Source organism: Ruegeria sp. CH2 (assembly GCF_056537065.1).
The window spans coordinates 776511-802766 of the sequence record NZ_JBQFQV010000001.1; the positions used below are offsets into that span (position 1 = coordinate 776511).

Sequence of the window (26256 nt, forward strand, 5' to 3'; positions counted from 1 at the left end):
GCCTGGTCAGCCTTGCTGCGCCACCAATGGTTCAGGTTCCCCACCCAAAGCAATGATCATTTGCGCGGCGCGCTGTTGCAGGTCGATACCCACCTCGGCATCCTGCCGCAGCGCCTGCAACCGGTCCAGCGCAGCATCGACATTGCCGTCGGCCACGTCAATCAGGGCCAACTGTTCTTCCGCCAGCAACCGCAGAGGAGCTCCGGGGGATGCCAACGCCTCGAACTGTTGCCGTCGATCGGCGGCAGGCAAAGTATCGCCTTGCAACAGCAGCGATTTGAAGCTTGCAATCGCGCGGTAAATCTCCGGCAGGTCGCCCTGAACGGCAACCGCGTTCAGGCTGTTGACCGCGTCCTCTCGGGATCCGGATTCGACCTGTGACGCGGACAGCAACATATCCAGCACGGCTTTCCCGCCCGGTGACATCGCCTCTGCCTGCGCAAGACCAGCAGCCCTTGCAGCCGGGTCATTTTCGGACAACGCAGCAAGAATGGTGTCACCCAATTGCTGAGCTTGCGCCGTGTCCCGCGCCTTGCGGTATTCATTGAAAGCGGCACCGCCTACGATCAACACGACGGCGACGACACCCACCCAGCCCCAGCGGCGCAGCAACAGATAGATCCGGTCGCGGCGCACCTCTTCGGTGACCTCATCAATGAAACTGTCAATATCGCTCATCCAAGCCCCCGGGCTGTCTATCTTGTATAAGTGCGCCATGTCATACCCCGGCACCAACGCCAAGCCAAGGGTCCGATTTTGCACATTTTGACCGCTTTGCTTCCCTCTTGCGAAAAAATGCAAACCGAACTATTCAGTTCAGTATGGAAAAGATGCCGAACAGACCCCATTTCATGGCGTGACAGCCCAAGTATTAATGGCGCAGATTCTTAGGAGAAACACTGTATGCGTTTGATTTCATTCATCAACGCCCTTCTCGTGATTGTTGCACTGTATTTTCTGGTGTTTGAACGTGACACCTTGTTCGCCTTTGCCGGACGCGGTGATGCCGTGGAAGCAACACAAGACGAAGCAGCGGAAACCGATAACTCCGATATCTCTGCAGTGGGTGTTGTCGCCCTGCGCTCGCAAGCGCGTGAAATTGACAGCGCCGTGCTGCTGCGCGGTCAGACCAAGGCAAACCGGCAGGTCGAAGTACTTTCGGAAACCACGTCCACCGTTATCTCTGAACCTAAACGTAAAGGTGCGTTTGTTGAGGCGGGCGATATATTATGCGAGCTTGATCCCGGCACGCGCCCGGCACAACTGGCCGAAGCCATGGCGGGCAAACTGGAAGCCCAGAGCCGCATACCCGAAGCCGAAGCACGCCTGACAGAGGCACATGCGCTTGTTGCCGAGGCCGAGATCAATCTGACAGCCTCGCGCAAACTGGCTGAAACCGGCTATGCGTCGGAAACCCGTCGCATCTCCAGCGAAGCGGTGATGAGCTCAGCGGAAGCCGGTGTGAAAACAGCCGAAGCCGGACTGGAAGCCACGCGTGCAGGCATCGAAGCAGCCGCGGCAGCAGTCGAGGCCGCACAGCGAGAGGTTGGCCGCCTGACCATCAAAGCCCCCTTCAAGGGCTTGCTGGAAAGCGACACTGCAGAACTGGGAAGCCTGATGCAGCCTGGATCACTTTGCGCGACTGTCATTCAACTGGACCCGATCAAGCTGGTCGGCTTCGTACCCGAGACCGAAGTCAATCGGGTGCTTGTTGGGTCCGAAGCATCGGCAACACTTGTGACCGGTCGGCAACTGGGCGGTCGGGTCACGTTCCTGAGCCGGTCCGCGGACGAGACAACACGTACATTCGAGGTGGAAATCACCGTTCCGAACCCCGACTTGACCATTCGCGACGGTCAGACGGCGACAATCAGCATCGCCGCCGAGGGCGCGAAAGCCCACCTGCTGCCGCAATCGGCGCTGACTCTTAGCAACGAAGGGCAATTGGGTGTGCGCACAGTTGGCGCAGGCAACGTTGTTGACTTCATGCCAGTCCGCATCCTGCGCGACACCGCCGAAGGTGTCTGGATCGACGGTCTTCCGGAAACGGTTGATATCATCGTGGTCGGGCAGGAATTCGTGATCCGCGGTGTTACCGTTGCACCAACTTATCGGGAAGCCTCGCAATGACGGGTATCGTCGCATGGGCCGCAGGCAGGGCCCGAATGGTTATGGCGTTCATCGCCATTTCACTGGTCGTAGGCGGCTTAGCCTATGTCTCGCTTCCGAAAGAGGGTGAACCGGATATCGAAATCCCTGCCCTTTTCGTTTCGGTGCAGTTTCCCGGAATTTCAGCAGAAGACTCGGAAAACCTTTTGGTCAAGCCGATGGAGACCGAGCTGGCGGATCTCGACGGGCTCAAGGAAATGACGTCGACTGCGGCCGAAGGCTATGCCGGGGTCGCGCTGGAGTTTGAATTCGGCTGGGACAAGACCTCGATCATGGCGGACGTGCGCGATGCCATGAACACGGCCCAGGCTGATTTCCCTGAAGGTGCGGAACAATACTCGCTGACGGAAATCAACTTTTCCGAATTCCCGATCGTCATCGTCAACCTGACCGGAGCTGTTCCGGAACGCACAATGGCCCGTGTCGCCAAGGATTTGCAGGACGAGCTTGAGGCGCTGGATTCCGTTCTCGAAGCGGGTATCGCGGGCAATCGTGACGAGTTGCTTGAGGTCATCATCGACCCCCTGCGGCTTGAGGCGTACAACGTGACCGCGGCCGAGTTGATCAATGTCGTGCGAAACAACAACCAGTTGATCGCAGCGGGCGAAGTCGAAACCGCACAGGGTACATTCTCGGTCAAGATCCCATCGTCATTCAAAACGGCGCAGGATGTCTATGCCTTGCCGGTCAAGGTCAATGGCGACCGGGTTGTAACGCTGGGTGAGCTTGCACAGATCAACTACACTTTTGAAGATCGCGAAGGTACCGCCCGTTTCAACGGCGAAGCGACCGTCGCGCTGCAGGTTGTCAAACGCAAGGGATATAACCTGATCGACACCGTAACGCAGGTGAAGGAAACCATTGCTGAGGCCAAGACAAAATGGCCGCCCGAGCTTCAGGCGGCGGTCGAGCTTGGGACGTCAAACGACCAGAGCCGCATTGTCGGTTCAATGGTCAGCCAGCTTGAAGGCTCGGTTCTGACTGCAATCGCCCTGGTGATGATCGTGGTTCTGGCATCTTTGGGTACGAGGGCCGCGCTTTTGGTCGGTTTTGCGATCCCGACCTCGTTCCTTCTGTGTTTCGCGTTTCTTGCGGTCATGGGCATCAGTATCTCGAACATCGTTATGTTCGGCCTCATCCTGGCCGTGGGGATGCTGGTCGACGGTGCCATCGTGGTGGTGGAATACGCAGACAAACGCATCAAGGAAGGTGTCGGCCCGATGCATGCCTATGTCGAGGCGGCCCAACGTATGTTCTGGCCCATCGTATCCTCGACCGCGACGACGCTATGTGCCTTTCTGCCCATGCTGTTCTGGCCCGGTATACCGGGCGAATTCATGGGGATGCTGCCGGTCACGCTGATCTTTGTTCTGTCGGCTTCGCTGATTGTGGCGCTGATCTACCTGCCGGTCATGGGAGGCGTTTCGGGGCGTCTGAGCCGTGTTTTCGACCGGTCTTCGAACTGGCTCCGGGCGCGTACCCGGTGGTGGGTTCGGGCAGTGATGGTACCCCCGTCGCTCTACATGATTTTCCTGGGTGCGATGCAAGTTCTGAACCCTGACTATCTGCTGCCCGGAGGAGTGGTCGCTGGTGCCCTGCTGTTCCTGTTCGGGGCCTTTGCCGGGTCTGTAACGCTGAGCGCAGCCAAGTTCGAGCGGGCGGAAGAAAACCACGTTCACACGGCGGACGAACACACACCTTTCGGACATGTGATCGGGTTCCTTGTCGGCAACCCGATCATGCCGATCGTGTCGCTGGCGGCAGTTTTCTCTGCCGTGTATTTCGTGACCTTCGTCTGGTTCCCGCAGGAATCCCGAGGTGTCGAATTCTTCGTTGAAAGCGAACCGGAACAGGCAACTGCTTACGTCCGTGCCCGTGGCAACCTGTCACTGGCCGAAAAAGACGAGATGGTGCTGCAGGCTGAACAGATCATTGGATCTCATCCGGCAGTAATCAACGTCTTTTCCTTTGCAGGCGAAGGCGGTCTGAACCAGAATACCGGCGGCGCGCAGGCACCGGCCGATACGGTGGGGCGCGTCCAGTTCGAAATTATCCCATGGGAAGATCGCCCGAACGTTTCAGAATCCGCTTTGTGGGGATTGTTTGAACGCCACTTTGTAGCTCCTGAATTTGATGGCGATTACGTAATCGACGATCTTAACGACAAACTTGCGACAATACCCGGTATCGTTGTTGAAATTCTGGCATTGGAACAGGGCCCAGCCTCGGCCAAGCCCGTTCACCTGCGCATCAAGGGGGATGGTTGGGACGAGCTTACATCGGCCACCGTCACCGCGCGCCAGGTCTTTGACGAAACGCCGGGGCTGATCAAAACCGAAGACACCCTGCCCTTGCCGGGCATCGACTGGCAGATCGACGTCGACGTGGCCAAGGCCGGCCGGTTCGGTGCTGATGTGGCCACCGTCGGTGCCATGGTGCAGTTGGTAACACGCGGCATCCTGCTGGGTGAGATGCGCCCCGACAGCACGGATGAAGAGATCGAGATCCGTGTCCGATTGCCGGAACAGGATCGCGTGCTGTCGACATTGGACACGCTCAAGGTCCGCACTCCGGACGGGTTGGTTCCGCTGTCGAACTTCGTGACCCGGGAACCCGTGGCGAAACTGGCCCAGATCAACCGTGTCGACCAGCAACGTTATTATGACGTCAAGGCGGATGTCGAACCGGGGCTGAGCAAGGTTGTGACCAAAGGGCCGGACGGGAAAGAAGAACGTCTGGCCGTAATGCGTGAAGTGACCGACGGTTATACTCCTACCGGCACCGTGCTGGACGGCGACGGTGGAAAGTCCTACGAACTGGTTCAACTGACCGGTGCAGAGAGTATTGACCAGCTGCGTAGCGCGATTGACGCAGGAGACGCGCAGTTCGCCCTGATTAACCCGAATGAGCGGATTGCGGTTCTGACCGAATGGCTTGAAACCAGCCCCTTCGCCAACTCGATCAGTTGGCAATGGACCGGTGATCAGGAAGAGCAGGAAGAATCCGGCGCATTTCTGGTGAACGCCTTCATGGGCGCATTGGGGCTGATGTTCGTGATCCTGCTGGCCCAGTTCAACTCGTTCTACAATTCGGTGCTGGTGCTGTTGGCGGTTGTTCTTTCGACCACCGGGGTGCTGATCGGCATGATCGTGATGGAGCAACCCTTTTCGATCATCATGACGGGCACCGGCATCGTTGCGCTGGCAGGAATTGTGGTGAACAACAACATTGTTCTGATCGATACCTATCAGGAATACAGCGCCTATATGCCAAGGATCGATGCAATCGTCCGCACTGCGGAATCCCGCATCCGCCCGGTTTTGCTGACCACGTTGACCACGATGGCCGGTTTGACCCCGATGATGTTTGGGCTTTCGCTGGACTTTATCAATGGCGGCTATTCCATCGACAGTCCCACTGCCCTGTGGTGGAAACAGCTGGCCACAGCGGTTGTCTTCGGTCTTGGCATCGCCACTGTTCTCACGCTGATCGTGACGCCGTCACTTCTGGCCCTGCGTGTCTGGGTGACAACTTACGCTGTCTGGCTCAGCCGCGGGCTTGCCCGTGTGACTGCGGGGCGGTCCAGTCAGATCGCGCAGGACATGGCTATTGGTCGCTCGGCCCGCAAACTACAGGCGACCGAGATTGTGTGGGACGAACCGTCACAATCCGAAGCCCGGTCACGAGACGAGCCTATAGATCAGGTTCCGGGATCGCCGCTAAAAGCCGCAGAATAAGAATGAAAGGACCGGGATTCCCGGTCCTTTTCGTTTTCTGCCGTCACAGTCGGGACCAGGTCTGGTGCGCGCAAATCGCATGTTCACAGCCTTTGACCATGAGCTTGTTTCCCTGCAACGTCATCTGAGGAACAGCGTCAACGTCGATCAGGGGAACCCAGAACTCACCCCCGCCGTATTTTCCACCGCCTTCGCTCGACACATCCCAGAACAGCTTTTTCCCAATATTCGGCGTTTGAACCTCCTTGCCTGATGAATCAAAAGCCGAAAGTATCGTGCCGCAGAACTTGCCCGCGCAGGCGGATATCTTGATATGCGAGATCAGGTTCTTGCGATCAGGCTCGGTCTTCCAAACGCCCTCGATCGGGTCAGCTGCGACCATAGCCGGAAGAAGAACCGCAACAGCGACAGGTACTATTCGTCTTGCTAATCCATTGATCATGGCGTTCCCCTTCATGCACGGCGCATCCTAGCACATTCCGCAGGGCAAGATGAGCCCCTCAGGCGGCCTCACTGTCCGACTGCTGGCGGTTCCACAGTTGAGCATATCGCCCAGACCGTGCCAACAGCTCGTCATGTGTGCCCTGTTCGATGATCTCACCGGCCTCAAGAACAACAATCCGATCAGCCTCGGCAATGGTGCTGAGGCGATGGGCAATCGTGATCACGGTGCGCCCTTCCCCTGCGCGCGCCAGCGCATCCTTGATGTCCTGTTCCGTGTCGGTATCCAGGGCCGAGGTCGCCTCGTCCAGCAACAGGATCGGAGGGTTCTTCAGCAATGTCCGCGCTATGCCAACCCGTTGTTTTTCGCCGCCGGACAGTTTCAGACCGCGCTCACCCACCATGGTGTCGTACCCGTCGGGCAGCGAAGTGATAAAGTCATGAATCTGAGCGGCGCGGGCTGCGGCCTCGACATCCCCAGGGGTGGCATCGTCGCGCCCATACGCAATGTTGTAGCGAATGGTGTCGTTAAACAGCACTGTATCCTGTGGCACAACGCCGATCGCTGCATGCAGGCTGGTCTGGGTCACGTCCCGAACGTCCTGCCCGTCGATCTTCAGCGCGCCTTTGGTCACGTCGTAAAACCGGAACAACAGCCGCCCGATGGTCGACTTGCCAGACCCAGTCGCCCCGACGATTGCGACCGTCTGTCCGGCCGGAACCATCAAGGAAACACCCTTGAGGATTTCCCTTTCGGGGTCATACCCAAAATGCACATTCTCAAGTGTGACCTCACCACCTTTGACAACAAGCTCGGGTGCATCAGGCTGATCGGTGACTTCGGCAGGTTGTTCGAGCAGATCAAACATCTGCCCCATATCAACCAGCGATTGCCGGATCTCACGATAGACCGTCCCCAGAAAGTTCAGCGGAACGGTGATCTGGATCATATACGCGTTGACCATGACAAAGTCGCCCACGGTCAGGTTTCCATTCTGAACGCCAATTGCTGCCAGAACCATAACTCCGATCAGACCGCAGGTAATCAGGAAGGATTGGCCGAAGTTCAAAAACGCCAGCGAATAGGCGGTTTTCAGCGCCGCCCCGGCATAGGCTTTCATCGACACGTCGTAACGTGCAGCTTCGCGCGCTTCCGCGTTGAAATACTTGACGGTTTCGAAGTTCAGCAAACTGTCAATGGCGCGCTGATTGGCTTCGGTGTCCTGGTCGTTCATCTCACGCCGCAGCTTTACCCGCCATTCGGTCACGGCAAAGGTGAACCAAATGTAAAGGCCGATGGTGACGGCGACGACGACCAGATACCAGACGTCGAACAACCACATCAGGATGATCGCTACCAGCAACAGCTCAAGGATCAGCGGCCCGATTGAGAACAGCAGGAAACGCAGCAGGAATTCAACGCCTTTGACGCCCCTCTCGATGATACGGCTCAGCCCGCCGGTGCGGCGCGAGACGTGATAGCGCATGGAAAGGTTATGGATATGTCTGAACGTCTCCAGCGCCAGCGCCCGCAAGGCCCGCTGTCCAACAGGGGCAAAGGCGGCGTCCCGCAATTGCTGGAACCCAACCGTCATCATGCGCGCCACGCCGTAGGCAACCGTCACACCCACTGCGCCCAGCGCTAGCGGCGGCACGCCTTCACCTGCCAATGAGTCAACGGCGCCTTTGTAAAGGATTGGGGTATAAACCGCGATCAGTTTGGCCAAAACCAGCATCGCCATGGCAATAACCACGCGGCGCTTTACCCAAACCTCGTCCTGCGGCCAGAGGTAGGGCGCGACCTTGCGGATTGTGCGCCAGCCTGAACTGCGCCCGCCGCCCTGCACCCCGTCACTCGAGGCCATCGGAGATGTTCGTCTCATCACGTACCTTGTCTGCGGTCAGAGAAAGGCTCTGGCCCGCAAAGGGCCAGCGCGTTGATTATTCCGGTATCGTAAAGATTTGCCCCGGATAGATCAGATCCGGGTCGCGGATCAAGTCGCGGTTGGCTTCGAACAGGCGCACATACAGGATGCCATCACCAAAGCGGTCACGCGAGATCGCCCACAGCGTGTCGCCCCGCTGCACAGTGACCGACCGGATTGCCGGGGCATTGTCCTGCGCGGCCGTTCCGTCACCGCCACCTGATGCTGCTTCCAAAACTTCCACAGGCTCGCGTTTGAACGGGGTTTCGACCCGGCTGAGGACCTTCCCGTCCGTGTTCACCGCGTCAACACGCAACGTGTAAACACCGGGGTCGATACCGTCCAGATCACTCCGCCAGGATCCATCCTGTTCCGGAGTGAGGTCGGCAACCAGACGATTGTCCAGATACACCCTGATGGCCGCGCCGTCCTGTACTCGCCCGGTCAACTGGACATCACCGGTCTCAGAATACCCGATGGTATCCAGCGCGACCTGTTCCGGCGGGGTATCCCGAACCACGGGTGGCTGCACGAGTTCAACGCCTTCTTCGCCCGACCGCAGTACCGCGATCTGCTGACCCGTTTCAGATGTCTCTGCCGACTGGTCGGCAATCTGCGCTTCGCTGGGTTCTGGCGCGGTCGCCACAGGGTCTGATGTTTCGGTCTCAGCTTGGGTTTCGGTCTCTGGATCGACAACCGCCGAGGCTATCTGTTCTTCAGCTTCGGTTGTTTCGCCCTGATCGGCAGCATCAGGTTTCTGCGCAACCGGCTCTTCTTCGACCGGCTTCGGCAGAGCGGCGATCAGATAGTCGTCAGACCGGGTTGTTTGCCCGCCGTTTTTGCTGTGCAGGATTAGCCCCTGCGCGGCATCGCTGAAGGGGATCGAGACGAACTCGGCGAACTGCCCGCTGCTGTCCACCGTGAACGTGTGCACGGTTTCACCGTTCAACAGAACTTCAATCTGGCTGCCCGGTTCGGCGTCACCTGACAGAAGCGCCGTTCCATCTGCTTCAACAAAAATCTGATCTAAAACCGGGGGGGCCGTGCGTGCCGGTGCATTCTCTTCCGATTGAGCCGCCGCAGGTTCAGTATCTGGAACAACATCTGTTGCCGCAGCCGTATCTTCGACAGGTTCAGCGGTTGGTGCCTCATCCGGTGTTACGGTGGCCTGCTCAGCTGGTTCTGTTGTGGCGGTTTCTGCGGGCGCTTCGGCGGCTTGTTCCTGCGGCTGCGTGGCTGCAACGGACGCGGGTTCCTGCGGTGCATCCGCCTCAGGCTCTGGCGCTTTGGTGAAAGCGCCGGACAGATACAAACCCCCAACGCCCAGCACGGCAACCAGACCCGCAATCACACCCCAGACAAAATTGCCCGAGCTTCCGTTTCCCGATTTGGCGTCCATTGTTTTCCTTTCACCCCGCCGTACAAAAGCTTTGTCTTCAAAAGCCTTCCAGCGGACAGTTGAGCCAATCTATCAATCCCGCTATCAGGGGTCAAAACCTCTGACACAACCCCGGAGCGTCTCTTTCATGTCTCAGAAATCCGTCTGTGTGTATTGCGGGTCACGCAATGGGGCCGAGAAGGCTTATTCTGAAACCGCACGACAGTTTGGCAGCCTGCTTGCGCAGGAAGGCTGGCGGTTGGTTTACGGTGCCGGAGATGTCGGGCTGATGGGCGAAGTCGCCCGGGCCGCGCAACAGGCCGGTGGCGAGACCTTTGGCGTCATTCCGGTGCATCTGGTCAAACGAGAGGTCGGCAAGACCGACCTGACCCATTTCGTGATCACCGAAACCATGCACGAGCGGAAAAAGGTCATGATCATGAACGCTGACGCCGTTGTTGTCCTGCCCGGTGGGCCGGGATCACTGGACGAGCTTTTTGAAGCGCTGACCTGGCGGCAGCTGGGCCTGCACGACAAACCCATCGTCATCGTCAATGTGAACGGCTATTGGGATGCGTTGAAAACCCTGTTGCATCAGGTGATCGGGCAAGGCTTTGCTGATCGATCACTGGGTGACTTTGTCATTTGGGCTGAAGATGCAGAAACAGCGATGACGGCCCTGCGCGACAAGCTGCGGTAAACCCGGCAGGTCGCGAAAGAGTCTGACCGAAAGCAGCTGTGCATCGTTGCCGCACATATGCGGGCAAGACATTGGGCTGGTCGATTTGGTGAAGCCTCAGGTCTTTAGGCAGACAGTTCGATAACCGTGATCTCGGGGGTTACACCAAATCGAACCGGAAGGATGGAACATCCGATTCCGCCGGACACAACCAAATCACGCCCGCCTTCGCGCACATGCCCATAGGCATATCTGTTGCCGTATTTGGAGGGCACGATCGGCGACCAGCCAAACAGACGAATCTGACCGCCATGCGTATGACCGGATAGCGTCAAAGCCACCCTGTCGGGCACTTGAGGGAAGATGTCGGGCTCATGCGCCATCATCACAACCGGGGCATCATCGGTGATTTGCGCCAGTGTCCCCGACAGATCATCCAGCCCCTGCGGTTTACCGTTGCGCCAGATCGCAAGCTGATCTTCAAGACCCGCCAACCAGAAACCAAGAGCTTCTAGCTTGATGGCGGTATTCGACAAAACCGTAATTCCGCTCTGCTCCAGCGCATCGACATATTGGTTGGGGCCAGCACCACGGCGCTGCGCCTGCCGGTCATCCCACCAGTCGTGATTGCCAAGTACAGCAAAGACGCCGTTCTTGGCCTCAAGGTTGGCAAGAACCGGTGCCAGATCTTTCATTTCGACAGGACGCAAAACGCCTTTGTGGCTTGCGAAGAAATCACCCAGAAGCAGGATCATATCCGGCGCAAGCGCATTCGTACGCCGTACCACCTGTTTTATTCGGTCCAGCCCGACCAAAGGTTCGCCCAGATGCAAATCTGCCAGTACGGCAATCCTGAGCGGCGGCGCAGTCCAATCCTCTCGCCGGACGCGCCATTTTCGCACGCGCAGCCGCAGGGCGGGTTCGATGAAAAACCCGTAGACTGATGTGATTAGGCCTGCCAGCGTCACCGCCAGCAGGCCCTTGATAAACCGGCGTCGGTTCAATGACTTACATCCGCGACGCGACGTTCTCCCAGTTCACCAGATTGTCGAGGAAGTTCGACAGATAAGCCGGACGTTTGTTGCGGAAGTCGATGTAGTATGAGTGTTCCCAAACGTCACAACCCAGCAGCGCAGTCTGACCAAAGCACAGCGGATTCACGCCGTTTTCGGTCTTTGTCACGGCCAGCGAACCATCCGCGTTCTTGACCAGCCACGCCCAGCCCGAGCCGAACTGACCGGCACCAGCGGCGCTGAACTGCGATTTGAATTCGTCGACCGAACCAAAGCTTTCGGTCAGAGCTTTCTCAAGCTCACCGGGCATGGCGTTGTCGCCGGGGCCCATCATTTCCCAGAACTGGTTGTGGTTCCACAGCTGGCTGATGTTGTTGAAGATACCGTTCTGCGCGACGGCATTTGCGTCGTAGGTGCCAACGATGATCTCTTCCAGCGACTTGCCGTCCCATTCGGTGCCGGCGATCAGTTTATTGCCATTGTCGACATAGGCTTTGTGGTGCAGATCGTGGTGATATTCCAGTGTTTCCGCGGACATACCCTTGGCTGCCAGCGCGTCATGTGCATAAGGAAGATCAGGAAGTTCAAAAGCCATGTCGGCCCCCTGTATAAATTTGAGTTGCGGTTCCCAAGGTTAAATGCTTTGGCAGCCGCCGCAGGTCAAGGGCCGAGACAAGAAAACCCGGAGGCAGGCGATGCTGACACAGGCGCGCAAGATGTTCTACCGCGCCCGCGGTTACTATGCGGGCAACCTGAACGGTGAGCCGTTTCGTCTGGACCCTTATCACTCAAAGTTCTGGCGCAAAGCCTCCACAGGCCAGTGGGAGCCTGAAACCTTTGCTGTTCTCGACCGGTATCTTTCGCCTGAAAGCGATTACCTGGATATCGGCGCATGGATCGGACCGACCGTTTTATACGGCGCGCGCAAGGCTCGCCATGTCTGGTGTTTTGAGCCAGATCCTTCGGCCTATCGATTTCTGGCGTGGAATCTGGACCTGAACCAGATCAGGAATGTCTCAGCCTTCGGGGTCGCTTTGTCTGACAAGTTCGGCGTGGCCCGCATGGCGTCGGTCTGGGGTGAGCCCGGGGATTCGACCACATCCCTGCTGCACAATGAAGCCCATGGGAATGACGCGCTGACGATTACATGGGAGCAGTTCCAGTCGACCTGTGATCTGTCGAAGGTTTCACTGGTCAAAATGGACATTGAAGGGGCGGAGTTTTTTGTACTTCCCACGCTAATACCCTGGCTCAAACAGCATCGTCCCCCATTGCTGCTGTCAACACATGCGCCACTACTGAATGAGGAAGACCGAGCCGACAGAATGAAGCATCTGGCCGACCTATTGTCGTTTTACGATACATGCCAGCGGGAAGGTGCTGCGTCAGATCACTCGATGACGGATGAGGGTGCCTTGACCCGCTTCCAGACCTATCTTTTCACGTCCTAGTACGATCAGAAACAGCTGTCTGCGGATTGGGAAGAACGCGCGAAACGCTCCCCCCTTCCGCGATCCGAATATCAGTATAGCGTGTGGGTATTGACCGCTTTGCAGCGTCCGACACCGCTTGGCCGGTTAGTTACATTCGCCTGCGGAAAACGCGCAATCATCTCGAACTCATTCGTTTGCGGGTTCATCATTGCGGTGTAGGACACACGCACTTGACCGCCCGAGTTCGCCATGAGGCTGACCCGCCAATTCATCTGGTATTCACCGCGTCGGTTGACCTTGAACTTGGTGTCCTTGGGTTGCTGTTCGTTCCTACCCGCCGATCTGTTGTCTTCGCCGATCACCCAATCATAAGCCCGAGCACGCTTGTTTTCAGCATCAACACTCAGCCAAACCTCGGGCGGGATCCACCCCCGAGCTTCCATACTATGAAGCTCACACATATAGTTCGCAACTTCGGCTTGCGCGGCAGCGGCCAATACAGAAAAACCAATAGCAAGAAATTTTCTTTTCATTTTCAGCACCTTTTTGTCAACTGGATGGTGTGGGTATCTGTTTGCATTTTCCTCGGGCAAAACCATCTCGCGGCAGGTACGCACTGTGTGAGGTTGATCGTGTGGTCGCCTTCAAAGTTCGGCGGTCCAGAAACACTGTGAACTCGTGATTGAGTAGATCGATCGCGTCAATACGCGACTCGTTCGACGCGTAGCTTCTGCCAGTCGCAGAATAGACATAGTCTCGACCGACCCAGGCAACCGACAAGTTTCGAATACTGTCGCGCTTGACCCTGGCTGGTCCTGGCTGTGTATCGATATCTGGCATCTCGATCTCATGGATATAGGCGGAACGACCATATTCATCGACCGAAAACACAAGGAATTCGGGAGTCGGTTTGTTGACAAGGCCATGGCCAAACTTGCACTCATACGTCTCTGTAAAGGTTTGAGAAGCTGAAACAACAGGTGTGGACAACAGTCCAAGCGTCAATGCAAATGCTATCTTTTTCAAAGTATTACTCCGCTCTTTCCTTACCTTTGGAATGGTATCTCAACGCAGATCCCGTTTGCGTTTCCGTCATGTGAAGATTGTACATCCGAATTCGAGCTGGCTATTGCCTTCATTGTTTCGCGATTCAGGAAAATCGAAAACTCTTGGCGCCCTAAATCAAGAACCATCCTGCGAGGGTCACCGCTTCTGGTTCGTCTGCCAGTTCGTGAAAACGTATAGGCGTCGCCCGGCCAACTGATCGAAAGTACCCGAAAGCTGTTTCTGTTGATAGAAGCCGATCTTTTCGGCGTGTCTATACCCCGCATTTCAACTTCGTGGAGCAACGCCTGGCGCCCGTACACGTCAACTGAAAAAACAACGCGGGTCGGAGTTGGCCGATTTGCCAGGCCTTTGGCAAAAACACACTCAAATGTCTCTGAATAAGTCTCGGCTATGGCCACATTAGGTATAGTTGAAATAGCAATTAAGCCGCTTGCGATTAGTCTAAAGAAATTCATAATAAAGTTCTTATTTTTCAGCCTTTTGGTGATCGTTAGCCCAATCACACCGCTCCCGCAACAGGAGAAATCGCGCAACGAAATTCTCGACAGACCCTGTTGTGTGTCCCACACTCAAATCGCTTTGCAGCAGCACAAAATTCGATGGCCGCCTGTCCAGGACGAGGCGGCCATCGAATAAAACGTCAGATGTGTAGACAGGTCAGTAAACGCCAACCTCACTGCCCGGTTGCGCCGCAACCTTCAGCAGTTTGAAAACGTAATCCGCAGCCGAACGAAAGCAGACCACGCGGAAAGTTTCGGCATCGTCCATCCAGAACGCACCTGCCACTTGCGCCAGGCGCGAACGGCGGATTTGGCCGAGTTGGAAGGCCTCGGCCGACAGATCAACCGGAGCGACTTTGCCCAACACTTCTCGTGCGCTGGCGCCTGATATTGTGAAGACCGCGCGGGCATCCGAGACGTTGACGGCCAGTGCGTGAGTTTTTCCCAAAGCTTTGATAATTGCGGCCAGTTTGGCCTCGACCTCGGCATAAGGGACCAGCACCAGCAGCTCGTCCGGTGACATCCAGCATACGCCGGTATCTCCGCTGACCAGCGCCTCGCGCTGACCGGGTACGTTCTGCCCAGTCGCGTCCTTGACGGCCTTGGCGAGGCTTTTGTCGGACAAGTCACCGCGCAGGGTGATCATGCCTTGCAGGCCACATTCCCTGACATTAGCGATGCCATCATAGCTGGCGTGGTTCAATGCGCTGATAGGTTCAGACATTCTGCTTCTCCCCGTCCTTATCGAAGAAGATCGGGTCCACGATCTTGGCTTTGTAGGTTTTGCCGTCGGTGCCCGGGAACTCGACCACGTCGCCCATCCGGTCCGGGCCGTGCTTGATCAGGCCCATAGCGATCCCTTTACCGAGGTTGGCCGAGTAATAGGTCGAGGTGACCCGCCCGATCATATTGCGCTGACCATTGGCATTCACACCCTCGCCCACTGCATATGCGCCATCAGGCAGAACAGAACCATCCACAGTCTCAAGCCCAACCAGTTTCCAGCGCTCGGGGTCCGCCATATGGCTGCGCAAATGGGCGCGTTTACCGAGGTAGTCCTCTTTCTTTTTCGACAGCGCCCAGTGCAGCCCAAGATCCTGCGGGATCACGGTGCCGTCGGTCTCGTCGCCGATCATGATAAAGCCCTTCTCGGCCCGAAGAATGTGCAGACATTCTGTGCCATAAGGCATCACACCGAATTCCTTGCCTGCTTCCATCAGGGCATCCCAGAACGCCTGACCCTGCGAGGCGGGAACGGCGATCTCGTAGGACAACTCGCCCGAGAACGAGATGCGATAGGCGCGGCAGTCGAACGCGCCGATCTTGCCATCGCGCCATTCCATGAAGGGCAGCGCCTCGCGGCTGACATCCATGCCGCCCAGCTTTTCAAGAACCTTACGGGCATTGGGGCCGACTACAGCGACCTGAGCATATTGCTCGGTCACGTTGGCGACATAGACTTTCCAGTCCCACCATTCGGTTTGTAGCCATTCTTCCATGTGACCATGGATACGCTCGGCACCGCCGGTGGTGGTGTGGCACAGCCATGTGTCCTCATCGATGCGTGCGACCACGCCGTCGTCGATCAGAAAGCCGTTTTCCGAGCACATCAGGCCATAGCGGCATTTTCCGACCTTCAGCGTGGACATCATGTTAGTGTACAACATGTCCAGAAACTTGCCAGCGTCGGGGCCTTTGACGATCAGCTTGCCCAGCGTCGAGGCGTCCAGCAGGCCAAGGTTTTCGCGGGTGTTCTTCACCTCACGGTTCACGGCGTCATGCACGGATTCACCAGGACGGACATAGGCGTAGGTCCGGCGCCAGTGGCCGACCGGCTCCCAGTCCGCGCCGTTCTTGTCGTGCCAGTTGTGCATTGGGGTCTGACGGATCGGCTGGAACACTTCACCCCGCGCTTCACCGCCGATCGCGCCCATCGAGATGGGTGTATAAGGCGGGCGGAAGGTCGTGGTGCCGACCTTCGGGATTTCGGACTCCAACGCATCAGCGAGGATCGCCAAGCCATTGATGTTGCTCAACTTACCCTGATCCGTCGCCATACCAAGTGTGGTGTAACGCTTGGTGTGCTCAACGCTCTCATAGCCCTCGCGCGCGGCCAGCTGCACGTCCGAGACTTTGACGTCGTTCTGGAAGTCGAGCCAGGATTTCATGCGCAGCTGGATTTCGGCGTTTGCCGGCATCAGCCAGACAGCCTCCATCGGTGCTTCTGCAGTGGTTTCGCCAACCGGAGCCTTGATGTTTTTCGGCTTGAACCCGGCCGCCTTGGCTGCTGCTTTTCCTACAGTGTGGGCGTCAGTCAGAACATCGCCCAGCGCCAACGCGCCATTCGATGCCCCGGCGGCCAGAACAAAGCCCTCACCATTTGCGCCCAGCGGCGGGCGTGAGGGATCGGGGCGGAAAAAGGCATTCGCGTCATCCCAGGTCAGCTTGCCACCGCAATGAGACCACATATGAACGACCGGCGACCAGCCGCCCGACATGGCCACTGCATCTGCTTCAACCTCTTCACGAGCGCCTCCAACACCTTCCTGGTTGCAGATGGCGACTTTTTTGACGCGCTTGCCGCCCTTGACCTTGGCAATGGCCTTGCCCGGATCGACGCGGATACCCAACTGGCGGGCTTCCTCTGCCAAAGGTCCAGCCGTTGCCCGTGCGTCAACAATACGCAAAACATCCACACCCGCTTGCTTCAGCGTAATCGCGGTGCGATAGGCGTCGTCATTGTTGGTGGCGACGATGACACGTTCGCCCGGGGTTACACCCCAGTTCACGGCATAATCGCGCATGGCCGAGGCCAGCATCACACCCGGAACATCGTTACCCGCAAAGGACAACGGGCGTTCAATTGCGCCGGTTGCAGTCACAATTTGCTTGGCGCGGATACGCCAGAGGCGGTGGCGCGGGCCTTGCACGCCCGGCGTGTGGTCTGTCAGGCGCTCATAACCCAGAACGTAACCATGGTCATAAACACCTGCGCCCATGCAGCGCGAGCGCATGGTGACGTTGTCCATTGTTTCGAGTTCGGAAACCAATTGCTCCACGAACTTATCCACAGGCTCATCATTGACTGTGCCACCATCAACCGGAGCGCGACCGCCCCAATGTGCGCTCTGCTCAATCAGCAGAACCTTGGCTCCCGAAGCTGCCGCCGCCTTTGCCGACTGTAGGCCAGCCACACCGCCACCGATGACCAGAACATCGGTGAAGGCATAGAAGTGCTCATAGGTATCGGCATCGCGGCTGTCCTTGTCGGGCGCTTTGCCCAGACCGGCAGACTGACGGATGAACGGCTCGTAGACGTGCTTCCAGAACGGTTTGGGGTGGATGAACGTCTTGTAGTAGAAGCCAGCCGGCAGGAACCGGGCGAATGCCGTATTCACCGCGCCGATGTCGTGTTCAAGGCTTGGCCAATGGTTTTGCGAAACCGCAGTCAGGCCGTTGAACAGCTCGGTCGTGGTGGCGCGCTGGTTCGGTTCAAACCGGTTGCCCTGCCCCAGCCCGACCAGAGCGTTTGGTTCTTCCGCACCGCTGGCGACAACGCCGCGGGGGCGGTGGTATTTGAACGACCGGCCCATCATCATCTGATCGTTGGCCAGCAGCGCCGAGGCAAGCGTGTCGCCCTCATAGCCCTGCATCGACGTGCCATTGAAGGTAAACGTGACCTTTTTCGACCGGTCAATCAGCCGGCCTTGTTTTGCGAGACGGGTGCTCATTGTGCGGACCTTTCGCGGGTGGAGGCGTCGGAGCCTCCGGCGGGAGTATTTTTGAAAAGATGAAGCATCAGGAGAACTCTCTCCAGGTCCGTCCGGGACGCTTTGCGGCGATGGCCTCTTTGATGTCCTGCGGTGGCTCGGAGGTCTGAGCCGTGTAAGTGCCGAACACTTCTAGCGTGCTTGTGCAGCGCGCCGCGTGAAACCACTTGCCACAGCCATTGGCATGGCGCCAACGTTCAAAGTGCACGCCTTTGGGGTTTTCGCGCATGAACAGGTAGTCGTGGAACTCGTCATCCGACGAGCCGGGACCAAAACGCTTCAGATGCGCCTCGCCACCGGCGGCCAGTTCTGTTTCTTCGGCATCAACGCCGCAGTAAGGGCAATTCAGGATCAGCATGTTGTCATCCTTTTGGCGGTTGGTTGGCGCAGCGGCCAACCAGAATTCTGTTTCTTGGCAACCTCGGACCCACCTTCAGTGGGCCACCCCGGCAGCCACGCTTTCGTCGATGAAGCGGCCTTCCTTGAAGCGGTCCAGCGAGAAGGCCTCGGTCAAAGGTGAATGACCTGTGGCCATCAGCTGCGCCATGCCCCAGCCCGAGCCAGGGATTGCCTTAAAGCCGCCGGTGCCCCAGCCCCCATTGATAAAGCAGCCCTGCAGCGGAGTTTTCGACAGGATAGGCGAGCGGTCACCGGTCATGTCCACAATCCCACCCCACTGGCGCAGCATCTTCAGGCGCGAGATCATCGGGAAGGTTTCGACCAAGGCGCGGACGGTTTCCTCGATATGATGGAAGCTGCCACGTTGGGTGAAGTTGTTGAACCCGTCGGTACCACCACCGATCACCATCTCGCCCTTGTCAGACTGCGACATGTAGCCGTGAACGGTGTTGGCCATCACGACCACGTCCATGCAGGGTTTGATGGGTTCGGATACCAGTGCCTGCAATGCGACGGCTTCCAGCGGGAGACGGAAGCCCGCCATCTCGGCCAGTTGACCGGAGTGGCCCGCAACGACGATACCCAGCTTGTCGCAATCGATGGCACCCTTGGTGGTGTCTACGCCGACGACACGACCGTTTTCCGAGCGTACGCCGGTGACCTCGCATTGTTGGATGATATCCATACCCATCGCCGAACAGGCGCGCGCATAGCCCCACGCCACGGCATCGTGACGCGCAGTGCCCCCGCGTTCCTGCCAGAGCCCGCCCAGAACCGGATAGCGGGGACCGTCCAGATTGATGATAGGCACAAGTTGCTTGACGCGTTCGGGCCCGATCCATTCGGTCTTCACACCTTGAAGGGCGTTTGCATGGGCCGTGCGCTGATAGCCGCGAATCTCATGCTGGGTCTGCGCCAGCATGATCACGCCACGCGGGCTGAACATGATGTTGTAGTTCAGATCCTGGCTCAGATCCTCATAAAGGCCACGTGCTTTCTCGTAGATCGCCGCTGAAGGATCCTGCAGGTAGTTCGAACGGATGATCGTTGTGTTTCGACCCGTGTTACCACCACCCAGCCAGCCTTTTTCGATCACCGCGACATTCTGAATGCCGTAGTTCTTGCCAAGGTAATACGCGGTTGCAAGACCATGCCCGCCAGCACCGATGATGATGACGTCATAACGTTTCTTGGGCTCGGGCGAACGCCAGGCGCGTTCCCATCCGGTGTGATAGCGCAGGGCCTCCCGCGCGACAGCAAAGGCTGAGTAGTGTTTCATAAGCGAATCCATCCGGTTCGGTGATTGCGCGCAGATATGCCGCGCGGCGACAGTTTAACCGCGCCGCGCAACGCCGCAATATCGCACTATTGCGACATGTCGTTCATTCGCGGCCATTTGTCCCTTTTGTCGGACGCCCCACAGGTCTAAGTCAGGGCAGTATCTTCGGAGGGGCCATGACGTTCTGGGTTCTGATTTTTCTTGTCGCGCTTCTGATTGCGGCATTTCTGAGCTTCACATTGCTGCGCAAACGCCGCGGGGATGAACCTGCGGCGGCGTACGATCTGCGGGTGTATCGCGAACAGCTGACCGGTGTGGACCGGGATCTGGCGCGCGGGGTGATTGGTGAGGCAGATGCGGAACGGGTCCGCACCGAAATCTCCCGACGAATTCTTGCCGCTGACGAACAGATGAAAAAGGGTGGCTCGGGTGCCGGGCCATCACGGACCGTCTCGATTGTGACAATCCCGGTTGTCATGCTGATCATCATCGGGGGCGCGATGGCGATGTATCATCGTATTGGCGCCGTCGGGTTGCCCGACATGCCCCTGACCGCGCGACTGGAACTGGCCGAGGAGGTCCGTGCCAATCGCCCGTCCCAGAACGCCGCAGAAGAACTGGCGACCCCACCTCAAGCGGCGCAGCTTGACGAAAATTACGCGTCCCTTCTCAAGCAGTTGCGAGAGACCGTTGCGGCCCGCCCGGATGATTTGCAGGGGCAGATGCTTTTGGCGCAGCATGAGACCAATTCAGGGAACTTCAAGGACGGATATACCGCGCAACAAAGGGTGATCGAACTGTCAAGCGACGCAGCCACAGCCGAGCATTACGCGGATTTTGCCGAGATGATGATCCTGGCTGCGGGTGGATATGTGTCGCCCGAAGCTGAACAGGCCCTTGCCGAAGCTTTGAAACGCGATCCTCATCACGGTCCGGCCCGGTATTACTGGGGGCAAATGCTGGTTCAGACCGGACGACCAGACCTTGCCTACCGCATTTGGGTTGAAACGCTGAGGGAAGCCCCAACAGGCGCACCATGGGCAGGTGCGATCCGGGATCAGATTGATGAGTTGGCCTTTCGGGCAGGGGTTTTCAATGCACCGGACATGAGCGCACCGTCCGGACCAAGTCGCGAAGACATGGCCGCAGCAGCGGAAATGAGCCCCGAGGAACGGCAGCAGATGATTCAGGGAATGGTGGATCAGTTGTCCGACCGCCTGGCGACAGAAGGCGGCGCACCCGAGGAATGGGCTCGTTTGATCGCCGCACTGGGTGTTCTGGGTCAGGGCCAACGGGCCATGGATATCCACAATGAGGCGCTGGAGGTGTTTGCCGGAAACACCGAGGCCTTGCAGATCATTGATGCCGCAGCCCTGCAAGCAGGGATTGCGAAATGATCCACGACGTTTTCGAAGACTTCGCCAAGGCGCTGCCCCCGATGCAAGCGCTGATTGGGCTGGATCTGGGCGAAAAGACCATCGGTGTCGCAGTTTCCGACCGGATGCGGGGCGTGGCCAGCCCGTTGGAGACTGTAAGGCGCAAGAAATTCACACTCGATTCCGCCCGGTTGATTGAAATTGCTACGGATCGCGAGATTGGCGGCATTCTGTTGGGTCTTCCCAAAAACATGGATGGCACAGAGGGGCCGCGCTGCCAATCTACGCGGGCATTTGCGCGAAACCTGTCCCGTCTGACGGAATTACCTATCGGATTCTGGGATGAACGGCTGAGTACGGTTGCGGCAGAAAAAGCACTGCTTGAGGCGGATACGTCACGAAAACGTCGCGGACAGGTTATTGATCACGTTGCAGCAGGTTATATCTTGCAGGGAGCGCTGGACAGGCTGCGCTTTTTGTAACAGGTCGGAGACCGATCGATGACGAACATGGTTTGGAAGCGCAATGAGGTCGAAAGCCCTTGTGTCCAGATTTGTGTTGTCCATCCAGCCGAGCGTATCTGCACCGGATGTTACCGCACGATTGACGAGATCTCTCGCTGGTCCAGGATGGACAGCAGCGAACGCGCTGAAATCATGAACGACCTGCCGTCTCGTAAACCGCGGCTCAGCAAGCGGCGCGGCGGGCGTGCCGCTCGCATGAATGGCTCCTGACCGATCAGCGTAGACGTTTTGATGACATTTCTGCCGACTGTGCGGCCCTTTTCGGGATAGGTGCGTTCGGCGCGGTGCCACGCAGTTCTTTCTGAAACAGAAGCGCAATCTCGGATTGGCTGGTTTTGGGCCGCCGATCATCATTGCGCGCGCATTCCGATTGCAGCACGTCAGCCGCACGTTTGGTCTTTCTGGTATTAGTGAGTCTTCCGATCAAAGTCTTAAGTGGCATTGCGGACGTCCCGTTTCCAGTAACCGTGCCACTGCGGGTCGAGTTCGAGCTCCGAGGGGGTCTAGCTCTTGAACATTGAGGTTCAACGTGAGTGGTAACCCGCAGCGACAGGGTGTGGCTAAAGGTATTTCCCGTCACAAGTAGGGGGAAAACACGCGGCCTTTGATCGTTTTTGACGCCTCAATCAAGAAAAACTCACAAAAGCCCATAATTTCCTTACGTCACTTTTCGATTCGACTTTGCCAAGACTGGGAAAGTTGGGGCTGAAGCTGTGAAAATCCGCCGTCAGCAGTCGAATCATGCCTGACATCGCACAACCGGATTTGAGGCTGCATCACGAACCTTGACCGATTGGGTGTTGCCTGCTCAGGCGTTCCACAGTCGAAGGTTTTATCCGGCGGCAAGCCAAGCCCTGGCGTTCTCGTACTCTTCGGACGGGAAAAACTGTGTCCGGGTCCCTAACACATGGCTGGCGACCTTCTGCGCCATGCGCTGCCAGCTTTTGTCCCCAACGATGGCAGCTCGGTCCAGTTGTCCGATATGTCGGCTGGCCAACCGAAAATGCGCCGCAAGCGCTGACAGCCCTTGCCAGCCGTCAAACTCCCTGAGGTCTATCAGCAGGCGAAACCCTGGCCGGTCCTGTAACAATGCATCCAGATCACGTTCTGCCTGTTTGTACCATTCAGGGTCCAGCTTGCCCAATAGGCTGATCTGAACACATGGGCCGCTCAGGTCAGTCACGTGGATCGATCCCAGGGACTCACGCATCCAGCGTCGGGCCGCCTCAAGCTCGACCAGATCGAACACCTGAACCGGACAGGGCAGGATGGGGGCAGCCAGACGAACGCTTGTCTGCACCCAGCCCTGGTCAGCAACAACTGCGATCCGGTCGAAACCTCGCCAATGGCTTAACCCCAGCTTGGTGTCGGACCAGGCCGCGCCCAGATCGTACCCCTGGAATTCAGGTTGGATTATTGCCAGCAGCCGAACCGTGTCATGTTCGGTCAGCGCAGCCTCGATCGCGGGAACCAGAGTATTGGCGTAGTCGGCGCTGGTCACTTGCCCCGACAACTCGACTTCTATGAGTGCACCGTCAGAATTCGTATGAACCGTCATCATCGGTCAAAACCTCCAAAGCCAAATAATGACAGGACGTTAGGCGGATTCGATCCATTCGGCTACTCCACCGGAGCATTCGGGGCGGAAATAGGCGATCATTCGACCATCCTGCCCCGCCGTCGCCCCTGCGGCCCAGGGAGCAACCCCGTGCAGGCAATGGCGGTGCAGCAGATAGGCCTCTCCCGGCTTTGCAGGCACCTCGATCCTTGGGCAGGTCGCAAACACCTCGCGACGGGCGGATTGGTAGATATCCGTTATGTCAACTTCGTGCAGGACCTCAGGCGGTATCCCTTCAAGCGCCCGCCTGAACGCGGTCCGTAGAATGTCATGACTGCCGTCCCACACCACCATCGGAGACGCGTCTGCGCTGGCCTCGGTCAGTGGAATGCCCAGAATCCAGGCATGAGGTTCATCAACCCGGCGGCGGCGATCCGGCCCTGTTGGGCGCAAACCGTCCACATGGGCCGCATCCCTGTTTCGACGGTAGCGGGTGGCCGCTTCATTCTCACCCCGGCGCGGGCGCGGATAACCCGGATAAACAACAGAAACCTGCCCCTTGTGCAGCGGTAAATCTCCAAAGTGTTTGTCGATGAACGCCATGGCCTTGCCGTTCAACGGCCCGGACTGCCCGACCCTGCCCTTCGTGTCATTGGGCAGTGCGTCGACACCGATGAACCACGTCCCTTCGCAATCCAACCATTCCGCGTGGACCGGATCCTTTGTAGACGCCCGTGCGGCAGGCAAAGCGTGGCTCACCCATTCGGCCAGCACCGGATCATACGGGAATTTCACCCAGCCCCGGGCCGAAAAATCGCTCATAAGCCTACAGCCTTGCGCAGCATGTTCAGCGCGACCAGCGTCAGGAACACGGCGAAGACACGTTTCAACGGTTTTGGGTCCATTGCATGGGCCAGCTTTACCCCCCATGGCGCGGTGATCATTGTCATTGCGACAACGATCCCGAAGGCCACAAGATTAACCGCGCCAATGGTCAACGGGGGGCGATGCTCGGGCGCGATATCCACAAACAAGAACCCAATGACCGACGGTACGGCGATGATCACCCCAAACCCGGCCGCGGTCGCGACCGCGCGGTGGATAGGGGTGTTATAGAGGCTCATCAGCGGCACACCGAAACTGCCGCCGCCGATGCCCATCAGAACGGAAAGAAACCCGACCAGCGGGGACAGGACGGCCCGTTTGATACCGCCGGGCATTGAGTCGCCCACCCGCCATTCTGCGCGACCCAACCCAAGATAGGCACCGATCACCATGCCCAGAATTCCGAAAAGTGCCTGCAAAGCCTCGGTCCGCAGCGCCGATGCGACCAGCACTCCGACAATTGCGCCGACGACAATACCCGGACCCCAGCCGCGCAGGATATCCCAATCCACCGCACCCTTCTTGTTGTGGGCAAGAACCGACCGCAAAGACGTTACAATGATCGTGGCCAGCGACGTCGCCAGACAGAGCTGCATCAATTGCGGACCGCCATAGCCAAGCGTTTGAAACGCATAGAAGAACGCGGGGACCAGCACGATACCGCCGCCCACTCCCAACAGCCCGGCAAGCACACCGGCCAGCGCGCCGATCACAAGCAAAAGGCCCATCATCTGGGCCAGCAACATTGTCTCGGGCATCGTCCCCCCTTTTGCCGTCTAAACCTCGGCCATCGGCGCTATGTGGTTCAGGGCCTGTAGCATGACTTCTGGCCCGGCCCCTTCATGCACGGCCCCTTCGGACAATGCGCGCCGCCATGCCCGCGCACCGGGACGCCCCGCAAAGAGACCCAGCATATGCCGTGTGATCTGGTGCAAACGCCCGCCATTGGCAAGGTGCATCTCAATATAGGGCACCATTTCTTGAACAACCGTCATCGGATCGGGAACGGTTCCAACGCCAAAGATGCGCCGGTCGGCATCTGCCAGGATATCACCGGGCTGATGATAGGCCGCCCGACCGATCATGACGCCGTCAAGACCTGCGTCCAGATGTGCTGCTGCTTCGTTCAAACTGGCGATACCACCATTGATCGATATATGCAGATCCGCAAACGCGACTTTCATCCGATGCACAAGGTCATAGTCGAGCGGTGGAACATCGCGGTTTTCCTTGGGGCTCAACCCCTGCAACCACGCCTTGCGCGCATGGATCGTTACTCTTTGACAACCTGCCGCACTGATCTGCTCAAGAAACGCAGGCAGAACTTCTTCGGGCTCTTGATCATCCACGCCGATGCGGCATTTGACCGTGACATCCACATTTACCGCGTCGCGCATTGCTGCGACGCATTCTGCAACCCGCGCCGGATCTTTCATCAGAACCGCCCCGAAAGTACCAGACTGCACCCTGTCCGACGGGCACCCACAGTTCAGATTGATCTCATCATATCCTGCATCAGCACCCAAACGCGCCGCTTGCGCCAGCTCCTCCGGATCGGACCCACCCAACTGCAAAGCCACGGGATGTTCCTGCGGTGAATGATCCAACAGATGCAGCGCCCCACCCCGAACAAGCGCCGGTGCGGTTACCATCTCGGTATACAGCAGGGTTTCCGAGCTAAGCAGCCGATGAAAATACCGACAGTGGCGGTCGGTCCAATCCATCATCGGCGCAATGCTCAGCGTGGCATGGTGTTGAATGTTATCTCTTCCACGTGCAGTCAACTCAACTATCCTCAAGAGTACGAAACCCGCAGCTATCATAGAAAAATCGTCGAAATAAGCCAATTTTCGAGGAGTGGTCAAAAGAAGCTGCTTTGCGGATTCAGGCGTCGCATCAAATCCGATCGCCGCGCTTTCAACACTGGGAAAATCTAACCACTCTCTGACTTGCCGCAGACAACGCCATTGTGGAATATGTTCAATGGATTAACAGATACTCCCATGATGTTTTCACTGCTGGAAATGCGAGACGCGAGCTTTGTCGGCAGGACCACTTTTGCACTCAACCAAAAATCTATGTCGAGCAGCCGCATCTGACCCAAAAATCAAAATTTGATCAA

General features: G+C 57.8%; 23 protein-coding genes. 7 read left to right on the forward strand and 16 right to left on the reverse strand.

All coding sequences use genetic code 11. The annotated features are described in order from the left end of the window. Positions 1 to 6: 6 nt before the first annotated feature. A complete protein-coding gene (locus tag ACR0M9_RS03880) occupies positions 7 to 678 on the reverse strand; it encodes a hypothetical protein (RefSeq protein WP_480480318.1) in 672 nt (223 codons plus the stop codon). Between the two features lie 225 nt (positions 679 to 903). On the opposite strand from ACR0M9_RS03880, the gene ACR0M9_RS03885 reads away from it, so the two are divergent. Both ACR0M9_RS03885 and ACR0M9_RS03890 read left to right on the forward strand, forming a co-directional pair. Continuing rightward, entirely contained in the window at positions 904 to 2130 is a 1227-nt protein-coding gene (locus ACR0M9_RS03885) for an efflux RND transporter periplasmic adaptor subunit (protein ID WP_480480316.1), read from the forward strand. Further along, positions 2127 to 5906, forward strand: a complete 3780-nt coding sequence (locus tag ACR0M9_RS03890; protein WP_480772874.1) for an efflux RND transporter permease subunit — start codon at positions 2127 to 2129, stop codon at positions 5904 to 5906. The genes ACR0M9_RS03885 and ACR0M9_RS03890 overlap by 4 nt, the downstream gene beginning before the upstream one ends. A 43-nt stretch (positions 5907 to 5949) precedes the next feature. Here ACR0M9_RS03890 and ACR0M9_RS03895 read toward each other — a convergent pair whose 3' ends face one another. The 3 genes from ACR0M9_RS03895 to ACR0M9_RS03905 are packed head-to-tail and all read right to left on the reverse strand — an operon-like array spanning position 5950 to position 9671. Next, a complete protein-coding gene (locus tag ACR0M9_RS03895) occupies positions 5950 to 6348 on the reverse strand; it encodes a DUF2147 domain-containing protein (RefSeq protein WP_480564186.1) in 399 nt (132 codons plus the stop codon). Positions 6349 to 6406: 58 nt separating this feature from the next. After that, on the reverse strand, positions 6407 to 8230 hold the full coding sequence (locus ACR0M9_RS03900) for an ABCB family ABC transporter ATP-binding protein/permease (protein ID WP_480772875.1): 1824 nt from the start codon (positions 8228 to 8230) through the stop codon (positions 6407 to 6409). Between the two features lie 58 nt (positions 8231 to 8288). Beyond that, positions 8289 to 9671 (reverse strand): LysM peptidoglycan-binding domain-containing protein, encoded by a 1383-nt coding sequence (locus ACR0M9_RS03905; RefSeq protein ID WP_480504659.1) that lies wholly within the window; start codon positions 9669 to 9671, stop codon positions 8289 to 8291. Between the two features lie 127 nt (positions 9672 to 9798). Here ACR0M9_RS03905 and ACR0M9_RS03910 point away from each other — a divergent pair, with 127 nt between their 5' ends. Further along, on the forward strand, positions 9799 to 10350 hold the full coding sequence (locus ACR0M9_RS03910; RefSeq protein WP_267366848.1) for an LOG family protein: 552 nt from the start codon (positions 9799 to 9801) through the stop codon (positions 10348 to 10350). Between the two features lie 104 nt (positions 10351 to 10454). On the opposite strand, the gene ACR0M9_RS03915 is transcribed toward ACR0M9_RS03910, so the two are convergent. Next, positions 10455 to 11333 (reverse strand): metallophosphoesterase, encoded by an 879-nt coding sequence (locus ACR0M9_RS03915; protein WP_480480305.1) that lies wholly within the window; start codon positions 11331 to 11333, stop codon positions 10455 to 10457. Positions 11334 to 11337: 4 nt separating this feature from the next. Beyond that, the gene (locus tag ACR0M9_RS03920) at positions 11338 to 11937 is read right to left on the reverse strand and encodes a superoxide dismutase (protein WP_170704218.1); all 600 of its coding nucleotides are present in this window, start codon (positions 11935 to 11937) and stop codon (positions 11338 to 11340) included. A gap of 100 nt (positions 11938 to 12037) precedes the next feature. Here ACR0M9_RS03920 and ACR0M9_RS03925 point away from each other — a divergent pair, with 100 nt between their 5' ends. Then, entirely contained in the window at positions 12038 to 12793 is a 756-nt protein-coding gene (locus ACR0M9_RS03925) for an FkbM family methyltransferase (protein ID WP_480538155.1), read from the forward strand. A 71-nt stretch (positions 12794 to 12864) separates the two neighbouring features. Here ACR0M9_RS03925 and ACR0M9_RS03930 read toward each other — a convergent pair whose 3' ends face one another. The 6 genes from ACR0M9_RS03930 to ACR0M9_RS03955 form a co-directional block, all read right to left on the reverse strand. Continuing rightward, entirely contained in the window at positions 12865 to 13317 is a 453-nt protein-coding gene (locus tag ACR0M9_RS03930; RefSeq protein WP_480492703.1) for a hypothetical protein, read from the reverse strand. A 7-nt stretch (positions 13318 to 13324) separates the two neighbouring features. Further along, complete coding sequence (locus tag ACR0M9_RS03935) at positions 13325 to 13801, reverse strand: hypothetical protein (protein ID WP_480492704.1); 477 nt, start codon at positions 13799 to 13801, stop codon at positions 13325 to 13327. 699 nt (positions 13802 to 14500) lie between these two features. After that, positions 14501 to 15067 carry a sarcosine oxidase subunit gamma gene (locus tag ACR0M9_RS03940; protein ID WP_480480299.1) on the reverse strand — a complete coding sequence of 189 codons (567 nt, stop codon included), beginning with the start codon at positions 15065 to 15067 and terminating at the stop codon, positions 14501 to 14503. Further along, on the reverse strand, positions 15060 to 18074 hold the full coding sequence (locus ACR0M9_RS03945) for a sarcosine oxidase subunit alpha family protein (protein WP_480772876.1): 3015 nt from the start codon (positions 18072 to 18074) through the stop codon (positions 15060 to 15062). Before ACR0M9_RS03945 ends, ACR0M9_RS03940 begins: the two co-directional genes overlap by 8 nt. 67 nt (positions 18075 to 18141) lie before the next feature. Beyond that, positions 18142 to 18471: a sarcosine oxidase subunit delta gene (locus tag ACR0M9_RS03950; protein WP_480772877.1), complete on the reverse strand. Its 330-nt coding sequence runs from the start codon at positions 18469 to 18471 to the stop codon at positions 18142 to 18144. A 75-nt stretch (positions 18472 to 18546) separates the two neighbouring features. Continuing rightward, positions 18547 to 19791 (reverse strand): sarcosine oxidase subunit beta family protein, encoded by a 1245-nt coding sequence (locus tag ACR0M9_RS03955; protein WP_267365236.1) that lies wholly within the window; start codon positions 19789 to 19791, stop codon positions 18547 to 18549. Between the two features lie 176 nt (positions 19792 to 19967). Here ACR0M9_RS03955 and ccmI point away from each other — a divergent pair, with 176 nt between their 5' ends. From ccmI to ACR0M9_RS03970, 3 genes are read left to right on the forward strand one after another with little or no spacing between them, the layout of a single operon-like run. Beyond that, entirely contained in the window at positions 19968 to 21188 is a 1221-nt protein-coding gene (ccmI, locus tag ACR0M9_RS03960) for a c-type cytochrome biogenesis protein CcmI (RefSeq protein ID WP_480772878.1), read from the forward strand. After that, positions 21185 to 21649 carry a Holliday junction resolvase RuvX gene (gene ruvX / locus ACR0M9_RS03965; RefSeq protein WP_267365234.1) on the forward strand — a complete coding sequence of 155 codons (465 nt, stop codon included), beginning with the start codon at positions 21185 to 21187 and terminating at the stop codon, positions 21647 to 21649. Before ccmI ends, ruvX begins: the two co-directional genes overlap by 4 nt. Before the next feature lie 18 nt (positions 21650 to 21667). Further along, positions 21668 to 21901, forward strand: coding sequence for a DUF1289 domain-containing protein (locus ACR0M9_RS03970; protein ID WP_209503450.1), 234 nt, complete (start codon positions 21668 to 21670; stop codon positions 21899 to 21901). A 622-nt stretch (positions 21902 to 22523) separates the two neighbouring features. Here ACR0M9_RS03970 and ACR0M9_RS03975 read toward each other — a convergent pair. The 4 genes from ACR0M9_RS03975 to dusA are packed head-to-tail and all read right to left on the reverse strand — an operon-like array spanning position 22524 to position 25918. Then, positions 22524 to 23249: a SpoIIAA family protein gene (locus ACR0M9_RS03975; RefSeq protein WP_480772879.1), complete on the reverse strand. Its 726-nt coding sequence runs from the start codon at positions 23247 to 23249 to the stop codon at positions 22524 to 22526. Between the two features lie 39 nt (positions 23250 to 23288). Next, on the reverse strand, positions 23289 to 24071 hold the full coding sequence (locus tag ACR0M9_RS03980; RefSeq protein ID WP_480772880.1) for a hypothetical protein: 783 nt from the start codon (positions 24069 to 24071) through the stop codon (positions 23289 to 23291). Further along, on the reverse strand, positions 24068 to 24892 hold the full coding sequence (locus ACR0M9_RS03985; protein ID WP_480772881.1) for a sulfite exporter TauE/SafE family protein: 825 nt from the start codon (positions 24890 to 24892) through the stop codon (positions 24068 to 24070). The genes ACR0M9_RS03980 and ACR0M9_RS03985 overlap by 4 nt, the downstream gene beginning before the upstream one ends. An 18-nt stretch (positions 24893 to 24910) precedes the next feature. Continuing rightward, complete coding sequence (gene dusA, locus ACR0M9_RS03990; RefSeq protein WP_480772882.1) at positions 24911 to 25918, reverse strand: tRNA dihydrouridine(20/20a) synthase DusA; 1008 nt, start codon at positions 25916 to 25918, stop codon at positions 24911 to 24913. Between the last annotated feature and the right edge of the window lie 338 nt (positions 25919 to 26256).

Excerpts from the sequence above, each read along its gene's own strand:
- ACR0M9_RS03955 (WP_267365236.1), bottom strand. The coding sequence starts at position 19,791 with ATGAAACACTACTCAGCCTTTGCTGTCGCGCGGGAGGCCCTGCGCTAT.
- ACR0M9_RS03905 (WP_480504659.1), bottom strand. The coding sequence starts at position 9,671 with ATGGACGCCAAATCGGGAAACGGAAGCTCGGGCAATTTTGTCTGGGGT.
- ACR0M9_RS03950 (WP_480772877.1), bottom strand. The coding sequence starts at position 18,471 with ATGCTGATCCTGAATTGCCCTTACTGCGGCGTTGATGCCGAAGAAACA.
- ACR0M9_RS03880 (WP_480480318.1), bottom strand. The coding sequence starts at position 678 with ATGAGCGATATTGACAGTTTCATTGATGAGGTCACCGAAGAGGTGCGC.
- ACR0M9_RS03925 (WP_480538155.1), top strand. The coding sequence starts at position 12,038 with ATGCTGACACAGGCGCGCAAGATGTTCTACCGCGCCCGCGGTTACTAT.
- ACR0M9_RS03985 (WP_480772881.1), bottom strand. The coding sequence starts at position 24,892 with ATGCCCGAGACAATGTTGCTGGCCCAGATGATGGGCCTTTTGCTTGTG.
- ACR0M9_RS03970 (WP_209503450.1), top strand. The coding sequence starts at position 21,668 with ATGACGAACATGGTTTGGAAGCGCAATGAGGTCGAAAGCCCTTGTGTC.
- ACR0M9_RS03920 (WP_170704218.1), bottom strand. The coding sequence starts at position 11,937 with ATGGCTTTTGAACTTCCTGATCTTCCTTATGCACATGACGCGCTGGCA.
- ACR0M9_RS03975 (WP_480772879.1), bottom strand. The coding sequence starts at position 23,249 with ATGACGGTTCATACGAATTCTGACGGTGCACTCATAGAAGTCGAGTTG.
- ACR0M9_RS03940 (WP_480480299.1), bottom strand. The coding sequence starts at position 15,067 with ATGTCTGAACCTATCAGCGCATTGAACCACGCCAGCTATGATGGCATC.
- ACR0M9_RS03890 (WP_480772874.1), top strand. The coding sequence starts at position 2,127 with ATGACGGGTATCGTCGCATGGGCCGCAGGCAGGGCCCGAATGGTTATG.
- ACR0M9_RS03895 (WP_480564186.1), bottom strand. The coding sequence starts at position 6,348 with ATGATCAATGGATTAGCAAGACGAATAGTACCTGTCGCTGTTGCGGTT.
- ccmI (WP_480772878.1), top strand. The coding sequence starts at position 19,968 with ATGACGTTCTGGGTTCTGATTTTTCTTGTCGCGCTTCTGATTGCGGCA.
- ACR0M9_RS03885 (WP_480480316.1), top strand. The coding sequence starts at position 904 with ATGCGTTTGATTTCATTCATCAACGCCCTTCTCGTGATTGTTGCACTG.
- ACR0M9_RS03900 (WP_480772875.1), bottom strand. The coding sequence starts at position 8,230 with ATGAGACGAACATCTCCGATGGCCTCGAGTGACGGGGTGCAGGGCGGC.
- ACR0M9_RS03980 (WP_480772880.1), bottom strand. The coding sequence starts at position 24,071 with ATGAGCGATTTTTCGGCCCGGGGCTGGGTGAAATTCCCGTATGATCCG.
- ACR0M9_RS03945 (WP_480772876.1), bottom strand. The coding sequence starts at position 18,074 with ATGAGCACCCGTCTCGCAAAACAAGGCCGGCTGATTGACCGGTCGAAA.
- ACR0M9_RS03910 (WP_267366848.1), top strand. The coding sequence starts at position 9,799 with ATGTCTCAGAAATCCGTCTGTGTGTATTGCGGGTCACGCAATGGGGCC.
- ruvX (WP_267365234.1), top strand. The coding sequence starts at position 21,185 with ATGATCCACGACGTTTTCGAAGACTTCGCCAAGGCGCTGCCCCCGATG.